We start from the raw sequence: 19,625 nt of genomic DNA, 5'->3' as shown, positions 1-19,625 counted from the left end.
TCATGTCCGACCACGCCGGCTCCTCCGCCCACCTCCACGCCCACCTCGACGGCGACGCCCGCCACGCCCACACGATCGAAGGCCGCAGCCAGTGGGCGATGGCCATCGCGCTCGGGCTGACCCTGCTGTATGCGCTGGTGGAGGTCGTCAGCGGCTTCCTGTCGAATTCGCTCGCGCTGATCTCGGACGCCGGCCACATGGTCACCGATGCCGCCGCCCTCGGCCTCGCGCTGCTGGCCCAGCTGATCGCGCGGCGGCCACCGTCCGCGCGCCATTCGTTCGGCTTCGTGCGCGCGGAGGCGCTTGCCGCGTTCGTCAACAGCCTCGCGATGCTGCTGCTCGTCGGCTGGATCGTGTACGAGGCCGTGCAGCGCCTCGCGCATCCGGAGCACGTGGGCGGCAAGACCGTGCTGATCGTCGCAGCCATTGGCGCCTGCATCAACATCGCCGTCGCGTGGGTGCTGTCGCGCGACGAGCAGAGCATCAACACGCGCGCCGCCCTCGTCAACGTGCTGGGCGACCTGCTCGGCTCCATCGCCGCGATCGCCGCGGGCGCCGTCATCCATTTCACCGGCTGGGTGCGCATCGACCCGATCCTGTCGATCTTCGTCTCGCTGCTGATCCTCAAGTCGACCGTGAGCGTGCTGCGCGAGTCCTACCACTTCCTGATGGAAGGCGTGCCGCACCAGATCGACTACTTGAAGATCGGCGCCGACCTGGCCGCGATCTCCGGCGTGCGTTCCGTCCACGACCTGCACGTATGGGACATGTCGCCCGGCGAACCCGCGCTGATCGGCCACCTGGAAATCGACGACCTGACCGCCTGGCCCGACGTGCTGCGCGCGGTGAAGGACATGCTGCTCGACAAACACGGCATCGACCACGTCACGCTGCAGCCCGAACCTGTCCAGCAATCCGACGCTCTGTAAGCGGGTTCCGACCCGGGCTCGGGTCACGCGCCGATAGCCCAGCCGCAGCCACCCTGCGGATAATCGGCACATGCCTACATCATCCGAACTCGCTACGGCCCAGGTTTACGACACGCTGATCGTGGGCGGCGGCCCGGGCGGCCTCACCGCCGCCATCTACCTGCGCCGCTTCACGCGCAACGTCGCCCTCGTCGACAAGGGCAACAGCCGCTTGCGCCTGATCCCCGTCTCGCACAACTACCCCGGCTTTCCCGAAGGCGTGCCCGGCCACATCCTGCTGGGCAACCTCGCCTCGCAACTGCAGCGCTACGGCGGCGGCGTGATGCCGGGAGAGATCGTCGACCTGCGCATCGAGGACGGCCTGTTCGTCGGCGACTACGTGCCGGAAGGCGATGAGGATCTGGTACAGATCCGCGCCCACACGGTGCTGCTCGCGACGGGCGTCGCGGATGCGGGCCTGCCCATCGAGAACTGGCGCGAAGCCGTCGCGTTCGGGTCCGTGCGGCTGTGCCCCGTGTGCGACGGCTTCGACGTGATCGACAAGCGCATCGCCGTCGCGACGTCCGAAGTGAATCCCGTCGGCCACGCGCTGTTCATGCGCACGTTCAGCGCGGACGTCACGCTGTTCGAACGGGGTTCGCCGTCGATGCTGAGCGATGACGACCGGCGCCGGCTCGACGCGGCCGGCGTGCGCACCATCGATTCACCGCTGTTGTCCGTCACGCTGGACGCCTCGATGAAACCCGTGCTGCACACGGACGACGGGCAGGATCATGAAGCGGACGTGTTCTATCCGATGCTGGGCGAGAACGCCAGATCAAGCCTCGCGGCGAAGCTGGGCGCGCGCACGGCGCAATGCGACGAGATCGTCGTCGACGACCACCAGCAGACGACGGTGCCGGGCCTGTACGCGATCGGCGACGTCGTCGTGGGCCTGAACCAGATTGCCGTGGCAACGGGCCAGGCAGCGCGTGCCGCCGTGCGTATCCACAACCAGTTGCCGCCCGCGCTGCGGCCCGCCCGCCCCCACCTGGAGGCGGCGCCCGGGACCAGCGCGTAGCTATAATGGGCGCATGAAACCGCATCCATTCGCACTCCCCCTCCTCCTGCTGCTCGCATCCGGCGCCGCCTGCGCCGTCGACGACGCCGTCGTGCTGCGCTGCCGTGCCCTGTCCGACCCCGCTGCCCGCTTTGCCTGCTACGAGGCGATGCCTGTCACGCCGTCCGGACCCGCGCCGTCGGCCGAGCAGCGCTTCGGCATGAAGCGGCTGGAGAAAAAGGTGGACGACGAACCGGGCGCGATCCGCAGCACGGTGCGCGGGCGGCTCGACGGCTGGCGCAACGGCACCCAGCTCACCCTCGCCAATGGGCAGGTGTGGCGCGTCGTGGACGACATCGATGCCGTCCTGCCGGACCTCGTGGACCCGGCCGTGCGCATCGAACGGGGCGCGCTCGGCGCCTATTACCTGCAGCTGGAAGCGAACAACAGCGCGGCGCGCGTCGTCCGCGTCAAATAATCAACCCTGCGTAGCCAGTTCGATGCGGCGGCGGATCCGCTCCACCGCGGCCGTGTCGCCGGCCGCGCGGGCGCGCTGTTCCTGCACGCCCAGCCATGCCAGCAGCGGGCGGCGCCAGCCCTGGCTGGACGCCGTGTCGACGGCCGTCGCGATGTCGGCCGGCGTGATGCGCCCCGCCTTCAGCAGTGCCCCGGCCGCGACGAGCCGGGCCAGTGGATCGGCGACGCCGGCCAATGAACCGCTCGCGACGACCGCGCGGTGCTGCTCCGGCAGCAGGCTCGTGTCCAGACCCTGCCAGCGGCCGTCCAGGTAGGCGGCATATGCGCGCTGGGCCGGCGTCGCATCGTTCGCCACCGCCGCGAAACCGGGGCACTCGTAGTCGAGCGCCGCCGCCTTCACGCCGCAGCGCACTAGTTCCGCCTGGGCGACGACGTCGAACCGTCCCGTGCTGGCGCTCGCGCGGCGCGCGCGCGCGAACTCGGCGTCGGCGGCGGCCGACTCGCCGCGCAGGAAGTCGTCCATGAAGCCATCGAGGGAACTCTTCGCATCGCCTTCCCAGGCGGGCGGCTGCGGCTTGCTCGCGCAGCCGGACAAGGCCGCCAGCGCGGCGGCGAGAATGAGCGGCTTGACGGTCATGGCAGCTTGATCTCCGTGTCTTGCTTGAACGGCCATTTGCGGTTGATTTCGTCGACGAGGCGGTTCACCTTGCGCAGGCTCGCATCGACCTCGCCGCGCAGGCGGCCCAGGTCGTCGGTGGCGGCGTGCGCATTCTTCGCGACGGCCTGCGCCTCGGCCAGCACGCTGTCCGCCTTCTGCAGCGTCCCGCGCGCGTCGGCCAGCAGGCCGTTCAGTTCGCGGATCGCACCCTGGGCGTCGTCCATCACGCCCTTCTTGCCGAACACGCGCTGGTCGGTCTTGGCCAGCAGCGCGTCGACGCGGTGCAGGGTCTGCAGCAGCTTTTCCGCCTCGGCGTCGCCGCCCAGCGCCGTGCCGAGCACGCCGTAGCGGCCGGACAGGCGGCCCGACAATGCGTCGACATTGGCCAGCGTGTTGCCGATGTGGGAATCGGCGCGGGTCATGGTCTCCAGGTTTTCCAGCAAGGTGCGCGCCGTGGCCATCAGGCGGGGGATCTCGGCCGCCGCGTCGCCCCGCAGAACGGGACGCTGCGCGTGGTCGGCCAGCGGCGGATCCGTCAGCACGCCGCTGTAGGCGCGCAGCCGGGTCTCGCCGACGACGCTGCTCTCGAGCGTGAACACGCTGGTCGTGCGCAGCCATTTCGCATCGTTCTGCGCGATGTCGACGAGGATGTTGACCTTGCCGTCCTTGCCCAGCTCCACCTGGCGCACGCGCCCGATGGGGAAGCCGGCGAAGGTCATGTCCATGCCCGGGATCACGCCCGAGGAATCGTCGGCCACGAGCACCAGTTCCTGCGTCTTCTCGAACACGCCGCGGGCGTACATCACGTACAGGAAGAAGGCGACGATGAGCGCGCCGATCAGGACGAGCAGGAACAGCGCCTTCGCTTCCACGTGCTTCGGTTCGTCGGGAGGGGTGTCTTTGTCGATCATTTTTTAGATGTATTTGACGGCCAGCGAGCTGGCCTCGATCAGCAGCAGCACGAACAGCAGGCGCAGCGCGCCCGGCTGCACGTTCGTGCGCAGGCGGCGCGGGCGGCGCAGCAGCTCCAGGATGGCGGCGCTCGGGATCACGGCCACCGCGAGCCCGAACAGCACGGTCTTGAACACGAAGCCGACGGTCACCGTCGGGTCGAACACGCGGCCCACCGTGCGCGTGTAATCCGGCAGGCCCCACGGCGACAGGCCGTACACGTTCAGGTACGCGAGCACGAGCACGATGACGCTCGACACCATCGCGAGGCTCAGCACGGAAAACGCGTTGGCGATCACCTGCGGCACGAGGTCGCGGCGCAGGCGGCGCAAGGTCTCGGCGGTGGCTTCGCCGGCCGGCACGCCGCTGCGCGCGAGGCCCATGGCGCCGGCATCGAACGCCATGCCGGCGCGCAGCGCGGCGAACATGGCGGCCGACAGCGGCAGCAGCTCCAGCACGAGCACGCGCACGACCATCTCCAGCGCATAGCGCGACAGGCCGTAGCTTTGCGCCGTGACGAGCACGATGCGGATGATGACGAGGCTGACGAGGGCCGTCAGCACCGTGAACCACGGCAGCACCTGCCATGTGCTCGCGTAGATGTAGCGCGACGTGGCGAGACGGTTGCCGCGGTGGTACGTGGACGGTGTCAGCGCCATCACCAGCGCCACGGCGCCCAGGTGCAGCATGGCCCACCAGCTGGCGGCGTAGCGCGCGGCCAGGTGGCCCCAGAGGCGCGGTTTGACGTACAGGAGGGACGTAATCGGCATGGTTACGTCCTGCGTGCTTCCTGTACGCCTTTCACTTCGGCGATCGCCGCGAGCGCCTTCTGCAACTGCCCGGTCGAGCTGATCTCCGCCGTGAACACCATCTTCGCGGTGCCCTTGCTGCTCTGCGTGTTCACGCCGATCACGTTGATCTTCGAGATCGCCAGCACTTCCGAGATGTCGCGCAGCAGGCCCTGGCGGTCGCTCGCGAGGATGAAGATATCGACCGGGAACACGGTCTCCAGGCCCGTCGTGCCCCATTCCGTTTCCAGTACCCGTTCCGGGTTCCGGGCCGCCATCTCGGCGAAGTTCTTGCAGCTCGCGCGGTGGATCGACACGCCCTTGCCGCGCGTGACGAAGCCCACGATCGGATCCGGCGGCGCCGGCTTGCAGCAGCGTGCCAGCTGCGTCATCAGCCCTTCCGTACCGACGACGAGCACGCCCGACTTGGCGCCCTGCTCCACGCTCGACGCGCGGCTCTTGTTGACGACGGCTTCGTCCGGCATGGGCGCCGCCGGCGCCGCGTCGTGCAGCGCGGCTTCCACGTGGCGCAGGCTGAACTTTTCCTTGCCGACGGCGATGAACAGGTCGTCGACCTTGGCAAAACCCAGCTTGTGCGCGAGCGTGTCCAGGTTGACGGCCGTCTTGCCTTCGCGCTGCAGCGATTTCTCGACGAGCACGCGGCCGTGGGCCAGCGTCTCCGCCAGTTCCAGCGCATGGAACCAGGCGCGGATCTTCGAGCGCGTGCGGCTGCTGACGGTATAGCCGGGACTGAGCCAGTCGCGCGACGGCCCCTGGCTGCCGGCCGGGCCCTTCGCGGTGATGATCTCGCACGTCTGGCCGTTCTTCAGCGGCGTATTCAGCGGCACCATCACGTTGTCGACCTTGGCGCCGCGGCAGCGGTTGCCCACCTCGCTGTGCAGGTGGTAGGCGAAGTCGATCGGCGTGGCGCCGACCGGCAGCTCGAGCACGCGCGCCTGCGGCGTCAGCACGAAGATGCGGTCGTCGAGGGTCGTCGATTTCAGCTTCTCGACCCACTCGCGCTGCAGCTCTTCCTGCCCCGTGACCGCGCTTGCGACCTCGGTCTTCCACGCCAGCAGCTGGCGCAGCCACGCGATCTTTTCGTCGTATTCCTGGCTCTTGAAATTCGAGCCGCCTTCTTCCTTGTAGCGCCAGTGCGCCGCGACGCCGTACTCGGCGAAGTTGTGCATCTCCTGCGTGCGGATCTGCACTTCCAGCGGGCGCCCGTCCTCGGCCGTGACGACCGTGTGCAGCGACTGGTAGCCGTTCCCCTTCGGGCGCGAGATGTAGTCGTCGAATTCCTTCGGGATCGGCGTCCAGATGTTGTGGACGACGCCCAGCACCGTGTAGCACGTCTTGATGTCGTCGACGATCACGCGGAATGCACGCACGTCGTACAGCTCGGAGAAATCGAGCTCCTTGCCGCGCATCTTCTTCCAGATGCTGTAGATGTGCTTCGGCCGGCCGAAGACCTCGGCCTTGATGCCGGCCGCCGCGAGCTCCTTCTGCAGGCGCTCGATCGACGACGCCACGAAGCTCTCGCGCAGCATGCGCTTCTCTTCGAGCATTTTGGCGATGCGTTTATACGTGTCCGGCTCCATCATCCGGAACGACAGGTCTTCCAGTTCCCATTTCAGCTGGAAGATGCCGAGGCGGTTGGCGAGCGGCGCGTACAGGTCGAGCACTTCGCGGCCGTAGTTGCGCGTCACGTCGTCGAAGCGCTTGTGCTCGGCGAAGTAGCGCAGCGTGGTCACGCAGGACGCGAGGCGGATCAGCACGACGCGCATGTCCGTGGCCATCGCCAGCAGCATCTTGCGCAGGGTCTCGACCTGCGCCATGGCCTCTTGGGCCGCATTCTTGCCGCGCCCGACGGGGGCCTGGGCCGCCGTCAGGTCGCGCAGGCGGATCAGCTGGTGCACACCGCGCACCATGTCCGCCACTTCCTTGCCGAAGCGCTCCTCGAGCGCCTCGGCCACGCCCGGATCCTGGATCGCCAGCTCGAACAGCAGGCCGGCGATACGGGTCTCGGCATCGCTGCGCAACAGCGCGAGCGTGCCGGCCACGCCCAGCGAGAACTCGAACGCGCTCTGGCCGGTACCGGCCGTGCGTTCGACATAGCGCTCGGCCGCGAAATCGAGCGCGCCTTTTACGCGCGCACAGTCTTCCGGGCCGAGGCCATGGACCAGCTGGGTGGTGGCGTCGCCGAGCGCGACAATCGATACCATCGCGTGTGCTTACGCCTGGGCGGCCACGACGACGATTTCGACCAGGCCGGCCGGATCGGCGAGCTTGGCTTCGACGGTGGCGCGCGGCGGCGTCTGGCCCGGCACGACCCACGCTTCCCACACGGTGTTCATGGCCGGGAAGTTGGCCATGTCGGTGATGTAGATCTGGGTCGAGATGATGCGGCTCTTGTCGCTGCCCGCTTCCGCCAGCAGGCGGTCGATGTGACCCAGCACTTCGCGCGTCTGGCCGAGGATGTCCTGCGTCGTGTCGCTGGCGACCTGGCCGGCCAGGTACACCGTACCATTGTGGATGGCGACTTCGGACAGTCGTTTGCCTACGTGCAGTCGTTTGATTTCCATGCTTTTCTCTAGTAATAAAACCAGGCCTTGCGGCCGTTTCGCCCGGCCGTGGAGCCGAACACCTCCGGCTCGATTTCAGCCGGTCAAAAATTCCCGTGCGATCGCGATCTGCTCCGGCTGCAGGAACGTGGGCGCATGGCCCACGCCGGCGATCTCCCGCAAGGCCGGCTTCGGACCGCGCCGCGTCATCTCTTCCGCCGTCGCGCGCGACAGCAGGTCCGACTGTTCTCCCCGCACGAGCAGGGTCGGGCAGCGGATCGCGTCGTACGCGGCCCACAACTGCGCCTCGTCCTGCGCCACCTTCTGCGGCGTCATCGCCTTGAACGGCTGCGCGAGCCCGAGGTCGTAGTGCAGCGCCCATTGCCCGTCCGACTGCTGCACGAGCACGTCGCGCGCCAGCTTGTCCCACTGGGCGTCGCTGTGCGGCCCGAACGGCGTCGAGACCATCCGCACGTATGCGGCCCCTTCTGCGAAGGTCGCAAAGCGGATCTCCTGGCCGATGTAGTCGCCGATGCGCCCCAGCGCCACCGGGTCCAGCACGGGCCCGATGTCGTTCAGCACCATGCGGCGGATCGGGCTGCCCGGCAGCGACGCGAGGGCGATGCCGATCAAGCCGCCCATCGACGTGCCGAACCATTCGACGCCTTCATCGCCGGCCGTTACGCGGGCGATCAGGGTCACCATGTCGGCCACGTATTGCGGAATGACGTACAGCGCCGGGTCGCGTAGCCGCCCGGAACGGCCGCGTCCCACGACGTCCGGGCAGACGACGCGGTAGCGGTCGCTCATGGCCCGCGCCAGTGCGTCGAAATCGTCGGCGACGCGCGTCACGCCGTGCACGCAGACGAGCACGTTCGTGTTGGCGGGGTCGCCCCACTCCTTGTATGCCATGCGGTGCAGGCCGGCGGGCGAACTGCACAGCACGGATTTCAGCTTCGGTTCGCTCATTTTCAAAAGTTCCGACGATCACCATGCAGCCGCCGGAAACATCAAGGACCCGGCGGCCGCCAACATTTTACCCGGTGGAGCGATTAGAATTCTACCAAGTCTGGCCCGGGACCACCCGGCTCTCATAGAAACTGTCCACGAGAAAGAGGAACGAATGAAATCCACCATGTTAAGCGGCAAGACTGCACTCGTCACCGGCTCGACCTCGGGCATCGGCCTCGGCATCGCCCGCGCGCTGGCCGAGCAAGGCGCCAACATCGTCTTCAACGGCTTCGGCGACGCGCAGCAGATCGAAAAGCTGTACACCGACATCGGCCAGGAATTCGGCGTGCAGACCGCTTACCACAACGCCGACATGTCGAAGCCGGACCAGATCGCCGCGATGATGGCGTTCGCGGCCGACAAGTTCGGCGGCGTCGACATCCTCGTCAACAACGCGGGCATCCAGTACGTCGCGAACGTCGAGGATTTCCCCGTCGAGAAATGGGATGCGATCATCGCCATCAACCTCAGCTCGGCCTTCCACACCACGCGCCTCGCCCTGCCCACCATGAAGCAGAAGAACTGGGGCCGCATCATCAACCTCGCGTCCGCGCACGGCCTCGTCGCATCGGCCCAGAAATCCGCGTACGTCGCCGCCAAGCACGGCCTCGTCGGCTTCACCAAATCGACGGCGCTGGAGACGGCATCGACCGGCGTCACCGCCAACGCGATCTGCCCGGGCTGGGTGCTGACCCCGCTCGTGCAGAAACAGGTCGACGACCGTGCCGCGCGCGAAGGCATCAGCAACGAGCAGGCCAAGAAAAACCTGCTGCTGGAAAAACAGCCGTCGGGCGAATTCGTCACGCCCGAAGAGCTGGGCGCGCTGGCCGTGTTCTTCTGCAGCCCGGCCGCGAACCAGGTGCGCGGCGTCGCGTGGAACATGGACGGCGGCTGGGTCGCGCAATAAATGTCCATCGACGAACCCATGGAGATTCCAGGCCTGCACGATGCCTGCCTGGAACTCGCGCACGTCGTGCTCGCGTCAGGCCAGCCGCAGGTGTCGCGCGACATCCTCGAAACGCTGGCCGACCGCTTCGAACGCGAGGCGGCCGACTTCGCGCTGCTCGTCGCCAACTCGGGCCGCGACACCGCGCTGCTCGCACGCGCCGTGCACTACCTCGTCGACGCCCACGCGCTGCCGCTGATGGGCACCGACATGGAATGGTTCCGGCAGGCGCTCGCCTGCCTGGTCGAACTGGCCGTGCCCGGCATCGCGCTGTCGGCTAAGGGTGCGGCATTCCTGCATGATGTCGAAACCGGCATCGCACAGGCCATGCAGGATCTCGAGTAAAGGAAAACCGATGCGCATCCGGGCACTCGCTGTTGCCGCTTTCACGTTGATTGCCGGTACAGCCGGCGCCGCCGACCAGCGCCCCGTGCTGCTCACACCCGATAAGGTCTGGACCGGCGACGGCGCCCCGCACGCGGGCTGGAGCGTGCTCGTGGCACAGGGCCGCATCGAGGGCGTCGGCCCGGCCTCGACGTTGCCCGTCCCCACCGACGTCGACCGCATCGCGCTGCCCGGCAAGACCCTGATCCCCGGCCTCATCGACCTGCACTCGCACGTCCTGCTGCACCCTTACAACGAAACGACGTGGGACGACCAGGTGATCAAGGAAGCGCCGGCCTACCGCGTCGCGCTGGCCGTGCGCCACGCGGCCGACACGCTGCAGGCCGGCTTCACCACGTTGCGCGACCTCGGCACGGAAGGCGCGGACTATGCCGACGTCGGCATCAAGCGCGCCATCGAGGAAGGACAAGTGCCGGGCCCTCGCCTGCTCGTCGCCACGCGCGCCATCGTCGCCACCGCGAGCTACGGCCCGGCCGAACGCACCTACCGTCCGGACATGGACATTCCGTACGGCGCCCAGCAGGCGACGGGCGTCGACGAGGCGACGAAGGCCGTGCGCGAGCAGGCCGCCCACGGCGCCGACTGGATCAAGTTCTATGCCGACTACCGCACGGGGCCGGACGGCGGCACGCGCCCCACGTTCACGCTCGAGGAGATGAAAGCGATTGTGTCCGCAGCCCATACCGGCGGCCGCAAGGTCGCCGCGCACGCGAGCAGCGACGACGCGATCCGCCTGGCCGTGCTGGCCGGTGTCGACACGATCGAACACGGCTACGGCGCCAGCGAAGCGACCTTCAAGCTGATGCTGGAACACAAGACGGCCTATGTGCCGACCCTGACCGCGCCGGAAGCCATCGGCGAATACTTCCAGCGCCACGTCCGCGGCGGTGCACCCACCCCCGCGATGCAGCAGGCCGAGCGCGCGTTCCGCCTCGCCCGCAAGTTGGGCGTGATTATCGGCAACGGCAGCGACGTCGGCGTGTTTGCACACGGCACGAACGAGCGCGAACTGGAGTGGATGGTACGCCTGGGCATGAGCCCGACGGAAGCGCTGCGGGCCGCGACGGTCGTCGCCGCGAGCATCCTCGATCGCAAGGACCTGGGCGCGATCCGCAACGGCATGCTGGCGGACGTGGTCGCGGTCGACGGCGATCCGACCGCTGATATTGCTGCGCTGCGCAAGGTGGCGTTCGTCATGAAGGGTGGGACCGTCTACCGAAATCAGTGAACGGATATTCATGGATCCCAGGTGGTGATATCGGCCACGGCGTTGCGGTTTTCCACAATAGCCGATGCAGATATTTTGCGTGATGATGACGGTGTTACTAATAGCGCATGAAGCCTAGCCATGAAAAAACCATTCTATAAAGTCCTTTATGTCCAGGTATTGTTTGCGATTATCGTAGGCGTCCTGCTGGGCATCTACGATCCGGGCATCGCAACCGCGATGAAGCCTTTGGGAGACGGCTTCGTCAAACTGATCAAGATGATCATCGCCCCGGTGATTTTCTGTACCGTCGTCGCCGGTATCGCCGGCATGCAGGACATGAAAAAGGTCGGCCGCGTCGGCGGCAAGGCCCTGCTCTACTTCGAGGTCGTCTCGACCTTCGCGCTGGCCATCGGCCTGCTCGTCGCCAACCTGGTCAAGCCGGGTGCAGGCTTCAACGTCAACCCGGCCACGCTGGACACGCACTCGATCGCCCAGTACACCGAGAAGACCAAGGCGCTGACCACGACCGACTTCCTCATGAACATCATCCCGAACACGTTCGTGGATGCGTTCGCCAAAGGGGAAATCCTGCAGGTCCTGCTGATCGCGATCCTGTTCGGCTTCTCGCTGTCGATGCTGGGTGAACGCGGCCGTCCGCTGACCCGCTTCATCGACGACATGTCGCACGCCATCTTCGGCGTCGTGAACATCATCATGAAAGCCGCTCCGATCGGTGCGTTTGGCGCCATGGCCTTTACCATCGGCAAATACGGCGTCAAGTCGCTGATCCCGCTGGCCTCGCTCGTCGGTTCGTTCTACCTGACCTGCTTCCTGTTCGTCGTCATCGTCCTGGGCACCATTGCCCGCCTGACCGGCTTCTCGATCTTCCGCTTCCTCGCCTACATCAAGGAAGAGCTGCTGATCGTCCTGGGCACGAGCTCGTCGGAAAGCGCCCTGCCGGCCATCATGCGCAAGCTGGAAAAAATGGGTTGCCCGAAATCGGTCGTCGGCCTCGTCGTGCCGACCGGCTACTCGTTCAACCTGGACGGCACCAACATCTACATGACGATGGCTGCCCTGTTCGTCGCCCAGGCCACGAACACCGACCTGACCCTGACGCAAGAGCTGACGATCCTGCTGGTGGCGATGCTGACCTCGAAAGGTGCCTCGGGCATCACCGGCGCCGGCTTCATCACCCTGGCCGCCACGCTGGCCGTCGTCCCGACCATTCCGGTGGCCGGCATGACCCTGATCCTCGGTATCGACAAGTTCATGAGCGAATGCCGCGCGTTGACCAACATCATCGGCAATGGTGTCGCCACGGTCGTCGTGTCGAAATGGGAAGGCGAGCTGGACAAAGAGCGCCTGACCGCCGAACTGAAGAATCCGAGCCCGGACGACGCAACCGGCGACCTGCACCCGGTTCGCGAAGCCGCCTAAGCCAGGATAGAGAACGATTCCTCGTTCAGACGCCGGGTTCGCCCGGCGTTTTTTTTTGCAACAGCCACAGCCGCGCATACACGCCATTTCTCCGCAGCAGTTCCTCGTGCGTGCCCTGCTCCACGATGCGGCCCCGGTCCATCACGATGATCGCGTGCGCATGCACGATGGTCGACAGCCGGTGCGCGATGACGAGTGTCGTGCGCCGTTCCGACAGGCGCTCCAGTTCCTTGACGATGGCATGCTCGGACACGGCATCCAGCGCGGACGTCGCCTCGTCGAACACGAGGATTATGGGCTGCTTGAGGATCGCGCGCGCGATGCCGATGCGCTGGCGCTCGCCGCCGGAAAAATTCACGCCCCGCTCGCCGACCGGACTGTCGTAGCCGTCCGGCAGCGCGGCGATCGCGTCGTGCAATTGTGCCGCCCTTGCCGCCGCCACGATCTCGTCGCGCCCCGCGCCCTCACGCGCGTAGCCGATGTTGCTGGCCACCGTGTCGTTGAACAGGGCGGCATCCTGCGGCACGACGCCGATCGCCCGGCGCACGCTGACGGGGCTGCAGTGGCGGATGTCCTGGCCGTCGATGAGGATGCGCCCCCGGTCGGGGTCGTAGAAACGCAACAGCAGCCGCGCCAGCGTCGACTTGCCCGAGCCGCTGCGCCCGACGACGGCCAGCGTGGTGCCGGGCGGAATGCGCAGGCTGACGTCGTCCAGCGCGGTCCGGCCCGGTTCGTAGTCGAAGCCCACGTGCTCGAACACGACCTCGCCCGCGCCGGGCACGAGTGCCGGCTGGCCCGGCACCTCCGGCATCTCGGGCTGCTCGCCCAGCAGGGCGAACAGGCGTTCCGCGTTGACCCACGCGTCGCGCGATTCGCGGTAGACGAAGCCGAGGGCGTTCAGCGGCAGGCAGACCTGCAACGCGTACGCATTGATCAGCACGAGGTCGCCCACGCGCATCCGGCCCGCCATCACGTCCTGTCCGGCCAGCATCATGATGGCAGCGACACCCAGCGCGATCACGCCGCTCTGCCCCACGTGCAGCAGGAACAGCGCGCGCTGGTTGCCCACGCCCGCATCCCGCCACCGGTCCATCGTGGCCGCGAATTTCGCCGCCTCGTAACCCTCGTTCGTGAAGTACTTGACCGTGTCGTAGTTCAGCAGGCTGTCCGCCAGCTGGCCCTTCGCGCGCGAATCGAGCTTGTTCACGCGCCGCTGGTAGATCACGCGCCGCGCCGTGAACACGAGCGTGAATCCCGAGTACAGGAGGAAGGTCGCGACGATGATGGCGGCGTAGCCGGCCGGATAGCGGCGCAGCATGACGGAGAGCACGAGGCCGATCTCGACGAGCGTCGGCACGATCGTGAACAGCCCCACACCCAGCAGGTAGGCGATGCCGCTGGTGCCGCGGTCGATGTCCGGCAGCAGGCTGCCGACCTGGCGGCGCGCGTGGAAGCGCGGCCCCAGCGCATGCAGGTGGGCGAACGTCCTGCGCGCATAGGCCGAGACCGTGCTGAGCGTCACGCGCGCGAACAGCAGGTCGCGCCATTCGTTGAACAGCGTGCTCGCGAAGCGCAGCAGCGCATAGCCCGCCAGCAGATACCAGGGCAGCAGCGCCGGCAGCGTTGCCTGCGAAAACGCGTCGATGATGCGCTTGAGCAGCAGCGGCACGGCCACCGTGGCCACCTTCGCGGCCAGCAGCAGGACGATGGACACGGCCACGCGCCCACGGTTGGCGCGCATCACGCCCCACAGCTCGGCCATGAAGCGGCGGCGGGCGGCACGGTCGGCGGCGGCGGTGTCGGCGGTCATGCCGGGTTTGACCGTCCCGGCGCTGCAAGGCTCCCCGCCGGCGCCTGTGCTGCCTCAAGTATTCATGCCGTCAGCGGGCGCGCCGCGGCAGGTTTTCCAGGCGGAAGATCACGTCGACGGGTTGGCGCAACTTCAGCGCCGGTACCGCCAGCAATTGCTCGCGGTCGACGTCCTGGGCGCGCGCCCGGTCCGCGCCGCCGTCGCGCCGGAATTCGCCGCGCTCCAGGCCCATCGCCGTGCTGAGGTTCTTCAGCGTGTCCGGCGTGGCGCCCATGAGGCCGCCGACGCGCCGTCCGCCCGCGGCCGCCATCACCTCGGCCTGGCGGCGCGCGTCCTGGATCGCCTGCGTCACGAGTTCGTCGTGGATGGTGTCCATGTCGGACCGGTCGAAGGCGGACGCGAAGCCGTCGAGGTTCGGTTTGCCGAGCAGGCCGCCGGCCAGCGCGGCCCAGTTGGCGACATTGCGCACGTTGATGTGGACGTCGCAGCGCAGCTCGTACACCGGCGCGCCGTTCGCGGCGTTTTCCTCCTTGCGGATGCCCTGGCGCACCTCGCGCACGGTGACGTCGTCGGACGCTATGTCCAGCTGCCGCGCCAGGTCACGTACCTCGCCCACGCGCGCCTCGAGGACGGCGCGGGCCGCGGCCGGATCGGCATCGGGCGCGACGATCTCGAAGTCGAGGCTGGCGAGGTCGGGCACGACGGCCTGGAAAGAACTGCCGGTGACGTGCACGAACGGATACGCCGGGACGGACGACGCGCCTGCGCCGCTTGAAGCCAGCAGGAGAACGAGGGCGGCGGTGCGCAGACGGGTTTTCAGCATGGACACTCCTGGTTTTATATAGACAATAATGTCTATGTTAGACCCGGCCCGCACGCCGGCACAAGCCGCCCCGTCCAAAATAAACTTGTAGACAACTCTATCTAGACGAGTTAGTCTAGATTTATCGACCACGTTCCAAGAGACCGCCATGGCCAAATCGCCCGCTCTTCCCAAGCCGACGCCCGCCGAACTCGACTTGTTGCAGGTGCTGTGGCCGCTCGGCTCGGCCACGGCGCGCCAGGTCCACGAGGAGATCGTCAAGGAGCGCCCGGAAGTGACGTATGCGACCGTGCTCCGCCTGATGCAGATCATGCACGGCAAAGGTTTGCTGATCCGCGACGAGAGCGAACGGTCTCACGTGTACGCACCGGCCCAGGCGCAGGAATCGCTGCAGACGAATCTGTTGAAGGACCTGATGCAGCGCGCCTTCGCCGGGTCGGCCAAGGCGCTGGTGCTGGCCGCGCTCAAGAGCGGCATCTCGAAAAAGGAACGCGAGGAGATCGAACAACTGCTGAAAGATGGAGACAAACAATGAGCGCCGGGCTCGTCACCGGGCTGTTGTCGGCATTGCTGCCGACGAGTCCGCTCGCGCCGCTGCCCTCGCACCTGCCCTCGTACGTGACTGATGTGCTGACCAGGCTGCTGTCCGCGCTGGCGAACGGGTTCGTGCCCAGCCTCGGATGGGCGCTGCTGCACTTCGTGTGGCAAGGCGCGCTGATCGGCTGCGCGACGGCCGTACTGCTGGTGGCGCTGCGCAATGCCCGGCCGGAACGCCGCTATGCGGCGGCGTGCTTCGCGCTGCTGCTGTGCGTCGTGTGGCCCGCGGCCGACTTCGTGACGATGCTGCTGGGCGACCGCAACGTGGCGGCTGCGCGCGCACTGCCGCTGGCATCGGCACCGGCGGCCGTGTTGCGCGACGCCGTGGGCCTGCTCGCCTGGCTGCAGCAGCATCTCGACTGGATCGTCGGCGCGTGGGCGGCCTGCGCCGCGGCGCTCGGGCTGCGCATGGCGCTGGGATTGGCGTGGGTCGGACGGGCGACGGTCGGCCGCGCCGCGTCGCCCCATGCGGGCAGCGACGAGGAACGCGTCTGGCAGACGAAGCTGGCCCGGCTCGCCGCCCGCTGCGGCATCGACCGCCAGGTGCGCCTGCGCATCGTCGACAGCCTGGCGAGCCCCGTCACGGCCGGCTTCTGGCGGCCCGTCGTGCTCGTGCCGGCCGCCCTCGTGACGGGCATGCCGCCGCAACTGCTGGAAGCGCTGCTGGCGCACGAACTGGGCCACGTCCGGCGCCACGACTACCTCGTCAACCTCGTGCAGAACGTGATCGAGGCCCTGCTGTTCTATCACCCGGCCGTGTGGTGGATCTCGCGCCGCATCCGCCATGAACGCGAGCAGATCGCCGACGATTTCGCCGCACGCCAGCTGGGCGAACCGCGCCGCCTGGCACAGGCGCTGTCGGAGCTCGAGCGCCTGCAATTCTCCGGTCACCACCTGGCCCAGGCCGCGGCGGGCGGGGACCTGATGGCGCGCATCCGGCGCCTCGTCCGCCCCGATCCGCAGGCGCTGGACTGGCGCGCCGCGATCCCCGTGCTGGGCCTCGTGCTGGCGTGCGCGGCGAGCGCCCATGCGCTGGCGACCCGCGACGCCCCGGTGGCCGCCAGGACGGCCGGCCTGACGCGGCCCGCGGTCGCGGATTTCTCGAGCTGCACGAAACCGCAATACCCGCAGGCCGACATTGCGGCCAGCCACGAGGGCACGGTCACGTTGAACTTCCGCGTGGACGCTTCCGGCTTCGTCACGGAATCGACCATCCTTCGTTCCAGCGGCTACGCCAGCATGGACGAGGCGGCCCGCGGCGCACTGCACCGCTGCCGCTTCGCACCGGCACTGCGCAACGGCCAGCCCGTGTCGACCTGGCAACCGGTCCAGTATGTCTGGACCCTCGCGTGACGTGACGCCGCTGCGCTGCGCGGCCGGGCGGTCACGCCTCATTCATCAATAAAGCATTCGCGCAAGACGGCGCGCGGCGCCGGCACAAGGGCGCAGTGCGCCCTTGTGCACCTGACGAACTGAAGGTCATCAGTTCCCACCACAAGGAGAGCACCATGTCCCGCATCATCCGCACGACCCTGCAATGCCTGTCCCTCGCCCTCGCCTGCGCGGCGTCCGCCCACGCAGCGCCCCAAACGACCCGCCCCCCCATGCTCGACTTCGCCAGCTGCGCCAAGCCGCAATACCCGCACGCGGACGTGCAGGCCGCTCATGAAGGCACGGTCAAACTCGGCTTTCTCGTCGACGAGAACGGCAAGGTGAAGGATTCGAAAGTGATGGCGTCGAGCGGGTTTACGACCCTGGACGAGGCTGCGCGCTCGGCGCTGGCGCAGTGCAGCTTCCGGCCAGCGCTCAAGAACGGCAAGGCTGTACGGGAATGGGCCAAGGTCCAGTACGTGTGGACGCTGCGCTAGGCAAAGGGAATGACGGGCGGCACCACGGCGCCGCCCGGAAGGACATCAGATGCTGGATACGTCCAGTTCGGCCGACGTGGCGGCCACGACCTCGTCCTTGGTGACACCCGGCGCCAGCTCGACGAGCTTGAGGCCCGTGTCGGTGACGTCGATGACGCCGAGGTCGGTGATGATGCGGTCGACGACGCCGACGCCCGTCAGCGGCAGGTCGCACTTCTTGAGGATCTTGTGGCTCGTCGAGCCATCCTTCGCGGTCGCCACGTGTTCCATCACGACGACGACGCGCTTGACGCCGGCCACGAGGTCCATCGCACCGCCCATGCCCTTGACCATTTTGCCGGGGATCATCCAGTTCGCCAGGTCGCCCTTTTCCGACACCTGCATCGCGCCGAGGATCGCCAGGTTGATCTTGCCGCCGCGGATCATGCCGAACGAGTCGGCCGAGCTGAAGTAGGCGGCGCCCGGCAGCGCGGTGACGGTCTGCTTGCCGGCGTTGATCAGGTCGGCGTCCACTTCAGCGTCGGTCGGGAACGGGCCGATGCCCAGCAAGCCGTTTTCCGACTGCAGGAACACTTCGATATCGTTCGGGACGTAGTTGGCCACCAGCGTGGGCAGGCCAATGCCCAGGTTCACGTAAAAACCGTCCTGCAGTTCCTTGGCCGCGCGCGCGGCCATTTCATCACGAGTCCATGCCATGTCTGTCTCCCCTGGTCTTATGCTTGACGCACGGTGCGCTGTTCGATGCGCTTTTCCGGCGTCGGGTTGTGAACGATGCGGTGCACGAAGATACTCGGGGTATGCACCTGGTCCGGGTCGATCTCGCCGATCTCGACCAGTTGCTCGACTTCCACGATGCAGACCTTGCCTGCGGTGGCCACGTTCGGGTTGAAGTTGCGTGCCGTCTTGCGGAACACGAGGTTGCCGGCGCGGTCGGCCTTCCAGGCCTTGACGAGCGAGACGTCCGGGACGAGCGAGCGTTCCATCACATACATCTCGCCGTCGAATTCGCGGGTCTCCTTGCCTTCCGCGACGATGGTGCCGTAGCCGGTCTTGGTGAAGAAGGCGGGGATGCCGGCGCCGCCGGCGCGCAGCTTCTCGGCCAGCGTGCCCTGCGGCGTGAATTCCAGTTCCAGTTCGCCGGCCAGGTACTGGCGCGCGAATTCCTTGTTCTCGCCCACGTAGGACGAGATCATCTTCCTGATCTGGCGCGTGGTGAGCAGCTGGCCCAGGCCGAAGTCGTCGACGCCGGCGTTGTTCGAGATGGCCGTCAGGTTCTTGACGCCGGAATCGCGCAGCGCCAGGATCAGCGCCTCGGGGATACCGCACAGGCCGAAGCCGCCCACGGCGATCGTCTGGCCGTCCGCGACGACCCCTTCCAGCGCGGAGCGCGCATCAGGATACACTTTGTTCATACCCGTCCCTTTAATAATGAGGTTCTATACAGCAGAGTAGAATTGCAGAATAAAATAGCGCCCTCCGAAGCACAATACCGTAGAAATACCGGCAAGGGCCTCCTGCGGGGACAGTCGACTACCATCAAATGAACGCATCATACGCCATCGATTACGAGATGATTTTCCAGCACGCGCCCGTCGGAATGTGCATTTCGGTGAACCGCGTGATCCAGTCCTGCAACCACGCACTGGCCGCGATGTTCGGCTACCAGCGGACGCAGCTGGACGGCCAGTCGTTCTCGGTACTCTATCCGACCATGGACGAGTTCCTGCGCACGGGCGACCGCATCATCCCGATCATGAACGCGAAGGGCCGCTACTCGGACGAGCGCATCATGCGGCGAGGAAATGGGGAATTGTTCTGGTGCCACGTGACAGGCCGCGCGCTCGATCCGGCCGAGCCGCTGGGCGCCGGCGTCTGGACGTTCGAGGACGTCAGCGAGAAGCGCCCCGTCACGGCCGAGCTGACCCCGCGCGAACGCGAGATCGCGGCGCTGCTCGTCGAAGGCAAGACGAGCAAGGTGATCGCGCGCGAGACGGATCTGTCGCCGCGCACGGTGGAGATGCACCGCGCCAAGCTCATGCGCAAGTTCTCGGCGTCGACGTCGTCGGAACTCGTGCACAAGCTGGTCGGCATGTCGCGCTGAGCGATCGG

At 67.2% G+C, this 19,625-nt stretch carries 21 protein-coding genes; 11 read left to right on the top strand and 10 right to left on the bottom strand.

The genetic code is table 11. The features are described 5' to 3' along the window. The first annotated feature begins 2 nt into the window (after positions 1 to 2). The 3 genes from P0M04_RS21520 to P0M04_RS21510 all read left to right on the top strand — a co-directional run bounded on the left by P0M04_RS21520 (position 3) and on the right by P0M04_RS21510 (position 2,446). Positions 3 to 929, top strand: a complete 927-nt coding sequence (locus tag P0M04_RS21520; protein ID WP_259447084.1) for a cation diffusion facilitator family transporter — start codon at positions 3 to 5, stop codon at positions 927 to 929. A gap of 70 nt (positions 930 to 999) precedes the next feature. Further along, positions 1,000 to 1,989 (top strand): NAD(P)/FAD-dependent oxidoreductase, encoded by a 990-nt coding sequence (locus tag P0M04_RS21515; RefSeq protein ID WP_259447085.1) that lies wholly within the window; start codon positions 1,000 to 1,002, stop codon positions 1,987 to 1,989. Between the two features lie 13 nt (positions 1,990 to 2,002). Next, positions 2,003 to 2,446: a hypothetical protein gene (locus P0M04_RS21510; protein WP_259447086.1), complete on the top strand. Its 444-nt coding sequence runs from the start codon at positions 2,003 to 2,005 to the stop codon at positions 2,444 to 2,446. Here the strand turns inward: P0M04_RS21510 and P0M04_RS21505 are convergent, their stop codons facing one another. The 6 genes from P0M04_RS21505 to P0M04_RS21480 form a co-directional block, all read right to left on the bottom strand. Further along, entirely contained in the window at positions 2,447 to 3,082 is a 636-nt protein-coding gene (locus tag P0M04_RS21505) for a hypothetical protein (RefSeq protein ID WP_259447087.1), read from the bottom strand. It lies immediately after the preceding gene. After that, the gene (locus P0M04_RS21500) at positions 3,079 to 4,014 is read right to left on the bottom strand and encodes an MlaD family protein (RefSeq protein WP_259447088.1); all 936 of its coding nucleotides are present in this window, start codon (positions 4,012 to 4,014) and stop codon (positions 3,079 to 3,081) included. Before P0M04_RS21500 ends, P0M04_RS21505 begins: the two co-directional genes overlap by 4 nt. Positions 4,015 to 4,017: 3 nt before the next feature. Then, a complete protein-coding gene (locus P0M04_RS21495; RefSeq protein ID WP_259447089.1) occupies positions 4,018 to 4,824 on the bottom strand; it encodes an ABC transporter permease in 807 nt (268 codons plus the stop codon). Between the two features lie 2 nt (positions 4,825 to 4,826). Next, positions 4,827 to 7,067 carry a RelA/SpoT family protein gene (locus P0M04_RS21490; RefSeq protein WP_259447090.1) on the bottom strand — a complete coding sequence of 747 codons (2,241 nt, stop codon included), beginning with the start codon at positions 7,065 to 7,067 and terminating at the stop codon, positions 4,827 to 4,829. 9 nt (positions 7,068 to 7,076) lie between these two features. Further along, positions 7,077 to 7,427: a RidA family protein gene (locus tag P0M04_RS21485; protein ID WP_036228482.1), complete on the bottom strand. Its 351-nt coding sequence runs from the start codon at positions 7,425 to 7,427 to the stop codon at positions 7,077 to 7,079. A 75-nt stretch (positions 7,428 to 7,502) separates the two neighbouring features. Next, positions 7,503 to 8,375, bottom strand: coding sequence for an alpha/beta fold hydrolase (locus P0M04_RS21480; protein WP_259447091.1), 873 nt, complete (start codon positions 8,373 to 8,375; stop codon positions 7,503 to 7,505). A 154-nt stretch (positions 8,376 to 8,529) separates the two neighbouring features. Here P0M04_RS21480 and P0M04_RS21475 point away from each other — a divergent pair, with 154 nt between their 5' ends. From P0M04_RS21475 to P0M04_RS21460, 4 genes are all read left to right on the top strand, one after another. After that, the gene (locus tag P0M04_RS21475; RefSeq protein ID WP_259447092.1) at positions 8,530 to 9,324 is read left to right on the top strand and encodes a 3-hydroxybutyrate dehydrogenase; all 795 of its coding nucleotides are present in this window, start codon (positions 8,530 to 8,532) and stop codon (positions 9,322 to 9,324) included. Further along, positions 9,325 to 9,708 (top strand): hypothetical protein, encoded by a 384-nt coding sequence (locus P0M04_RS21470; protein ID WP_259447093.1) that lies wholly within the window; start codon positions 9,325 to 9,327, stop codon positions 9,706 to 9,708. It begins immediately after the preceding gene. 10 nt (positions 9,709 to 9,718) lie between these two features. Beyond that, the gene (locus P0M04_RS21465) at positions 9,719 to 10,996 is read left to right on the top strand and encodes a metal-dependent hydrolase family protein (RefSeq protein ID WP_259447094.1); all 1,278 of its coding nucleotides are present in this window, start codon (positions 9,719 to 9,721) and stop codon (positions 10,994 to 10,996) included. 120 nt (positions 10,997 to 11,116) lie between these two features. Beyond that, entirely contained in the window at positions 11,117 to 12,418 is a 1,302-nt protein-coding gene (locus P0M04_RS21460) for a dicarboxylate/amino acid:cation symporter (protein ID WP_259447095.1), read from the top strand. A 25-nt stretch (positions 12,419 to 12,443) separates the two neighbouring features. Here P0M04_RS21460 and P0M04_RS21455 read toward each other — a convergent pair whose 3' ends face one another. Together P0M04_RS21455 and P0M04_RS21450 are read right to left on the bottom strand one after the other, a co-directional pair. Further along, on the bottom strand, positions 12,444 to 14,228 hold the full coding sequence (locus tag P0M04_RS21455) for an ABCB family ABC transporter ATP-binding protein/permease (RefSeq protein ID WP_259447096.1): 1,785 nt from the start codon (positions 14,226 to 14,228) through the stop codon (positions 12,444 to 12,446). A 70-nt stretch (positions 14,229 to 14,298) separates the two neighbouring features. Then, positions 14,299 to 15,051: an SIMPL domain-containing protein gene (locus tag P0M04_RS21450; RefSeq protein ID WP_259447097.1), complete on the bottom strand. Its 753-nt coding sequence runs from the start codon at positions 15,049 to 15,051 to the stop codon at positions 14,299 to 14,301. Positions 15,052 to 15,199: 148 nt separating this feature from the next. On the opposite strand from P0M04_RS21450, the gene P0M04_RS21445 reads away from it, so the two are divergent. The 3 genes from P0M04_RS21445 (at position 15,200) to P0M04_RS21435 (ending at position 17,516) form a co-directional block, all read left to right on the top strand. Continuing rightward, complete coding sequence (locus P0M04_RS21445) at positions 15,200 to 15,586, top strand: BlaI/MecI/CopY family transcriptional regulator (protein WP_259447098.1); 387 nt, start codon at positions 15,200 to 15,202, stop codon at positions 15,584 to 15,586. Continuing rightward, entirely contained in the window at positions 15,583 to 17,001 is a 1,419-nt protein-coding gene (locus tag P0M04_RS21440; protein ID WP_259447099.1) for a M56 family metallopeptidase, read from the top strand. The genes P0M04_RS21445 and P0M04_RS21440 overlap by 4 nt, the downstream gene beginning before the upstream one ends. 155 nt (positions 17,002 to 17,156) lie before the next feature. Further along, positions 17,157 to 17,516 (top strand): energy transducer TonB, encoded by a 360-nt coding sequence (locus P0M04_RS21435; protein ID WP_259447100.1) that lies wholly within the window; start codon positions 17,157 to 17,159, stop codon positions 17,514 to 17,516. Positions 17,517 to 17,561: 45 nt separating this feature from the next. On the opposite strand, the gene P0M04_RS21430 is transcribed toward P0M04_RS21435, so the two are convergent. Both P0M04_RS21430 and P0M04_RS21425 read right to left on the bottom strand, forming a co-directional pair. Then, on the bottom strand, positions 17,562 to 18,212 hold the full coding sequence (locus tag P0M04_RS21430; protein ID WP_259447101.1) for a 3-oxoacid CoA-transferase subunit B: 651 nt from the start codon (positions 18,210 to 18,212) through the stop codon (positions 17,562 to 17,564). A gap of 17 nt (positions 18,213 to 18,229) precedes the next feature. Then, positions 18,230 to 18,928 carry a CoA transferase subunit A gene (locus P0M04_RS21425; protein ID WP_259447102.1) on the bottom strand — a complete coding sequence of 233 codons (699 nt, stop codon included), beginning with the start codon at positions 18,926 to 18,928 and terminating at the stop codon, positions 18,230 to 18,232. A gap of 128 nt (positions 18,929 to 19,056) precedes the next feature. On the opposite strand from P0M04_RS21425, the gene P0M04_RS21420 reads away from it, so the two are divergent. After that, positions 19,057 to 19,617: a PAS and helix-turn-helix domain-containing protein gene (locus tag P0M04_RS21420; protein ID WP_036228456.1), complete on the top strand. Its 561-nt coding sequence runs from the start codon at positions 19,057 to 19,059 to the stop codon at positions 19,615 to 19,617. Positions 19,618 to 19,625: the final 8 nt, after the last annotated feature.

The organism is Telluria mixta, assembly GCF_029223865.1.
Lineage (GTDB): Bacteria > Pseudomonadota > Gammaproteobacteria > Burkholderiales > Burkholderiaceae_D > Telluria > Telluria mixta.
The sequence above is the reverse complement of the archived record's forward strand: the minus strand, read 5'-3'. Positions and strand labels throughout refer to the sequence as shown.

Bases quoted from the DNA above. Each gene is read 5' to 3' on its own strand.
- P0M04_RS21480 (WP_259447091.1), bottom strand. From the start codon at position 8,375: ATGAGCGAACCGAAGCTGAAATCCGTGCTGTGCAGTTCGCCCGCCGGC.
- P0M04_RS21465 (WP_259447094.1), top strand. From the start codon at position 9,719: ATGCGCATCCGGGCACTCGCTGTTGCCGCTTTCACGTTGATTGCCGGT.
- P0M04_RS21450 (WP_259447097.1), bottom strand. From the start codon at position 15,051: ATGCTGAAAACCCGTCTGCGCACCGCCGCCCTCGTTCTCCTGCTGGCT.
- P0M04_RS21425 (WP_259447102.1), bottom strand. From the start codon at position 18,928: ATGAACAAAGTGTATCCTGATGCGCGCTCCGCGCTGGAAGGGGTCGTC.
- P0M04_RS21515 (WP_259447085.1), top strand. From the start codon at position 1,000: ATGCCTACATCATCCGAACTCGCTACGGCCCAGGTTTACGACACGCTG.
- P0M04_RS21490 (WP_259447090.1), bottom strand. From the start codon at position 7,067: ATGGTATCGATTGTCGCGCTCGGCGACGCCACCACCCAGCTGGTCCAT.
- P0M04_RS21485 (WP_036228482.1), bottom strand. From the start codon at position 7,427: ATGGAAATCAAACGACTGCACGTAGGCAAACGACTGTCCGAAGTCGCC.
- P0M04_RS21420 (WP_036228456.1), top strand. From the start codon at position 19,057: ATGAACGCATCATACGCCATCGATTACGAGATGATTTTCCAGCACGCG.
- P0M04_RS21445 (WP_259447098.1), top strand. From the start codon at position 15,200: ATGGCCAAATCGCCCGCTCTTCCCAAGCCGACGCCCGCCGAACTCGAC.
- P0M04_RS21470 (WP_259447093.1), top strand. From the start codon at position 9,325: ATGTCCATCGACGAACCCATGGAGATTCCAGGCCTGCACGATGCCTGC.
- P0M04_RS21430 (WP_259447101.1), bottom strand. From the start codon at position 18,212: ATGGCATGGACTCGTGATGAAATGGCCGCGCGCGCGGCCAAGGAACTG.
- P0M04_RS21505 (WP_259447087.1), bottom strand. From the start codon at position 3,082: ATGACCGTCAAGCCGCTCATTCTCGCCGCCGCGCTGGCGGCCTTGTCC.
- P0M04_RS21500 (WP_259447088.1), bottom strand. From the start codon at position 4,014: ATGATCGACAAAGACACCCCTCCCGACGAACCGAAGCACGTGGAAGCG.
- P0M04_RS21510 (WP_259447086.1), top strand. From the start codon at position 2,003: ATGAAACCGCATCCATTCGCACTCCCCCTCCTCCTGCTGCTCGCATCC.
- P0M04_RS21455 (WP_259447096.1), bottom strand. From the start codon at position 14,228: ATGACCGCCGACACCGCCGCCGCCGACCGTGCCGCCCGCCGCCGCTTC.
- P0M04_RS21520 (WP_259447084.1), top strand. From the start codon at position 3: ATGTCCGACCACGCCGGCTCCTCCGCCCACCTCCACGCCCACCTCGAC.
- P0M04_RS21460 (WP_259447095.1), top strand. From the start codon at position 11,117: ATGAAAAAACCATTCTATAAAGTCCTTTATGTCCAGGTATTGTTTGCG.
- P0M04_RS21435 (WP_259447100.1), top strand. From the start codon at position 17,157: ATGTCCCGCATCATCCGCACGACCCTGCAATGCCTGTCCCTCGCCCTC.
- P0M04_RS21495 (WP_259447089.1), bottom strand. From the start codon at position 4,824: ATGCCGATTACGTCCCTCCTGTACGTCAAACCGCGCCTCTGGGGCCAC.
- P0M04_RS21440 (WP_259447099.1), top strand. From the start codon at position 15,583: ATGAGCGCCGGGCTCGTCACCGGGCTGTTGTCGGCATTGCTGCCGACG.
- P0M04_RS21475 (WP_259447092.1), top strand. From the start codon at position 8,530: ATGAAATCCACCATGTTAAGCGGCAAGACTGCACTCGTCACCGGCTCG.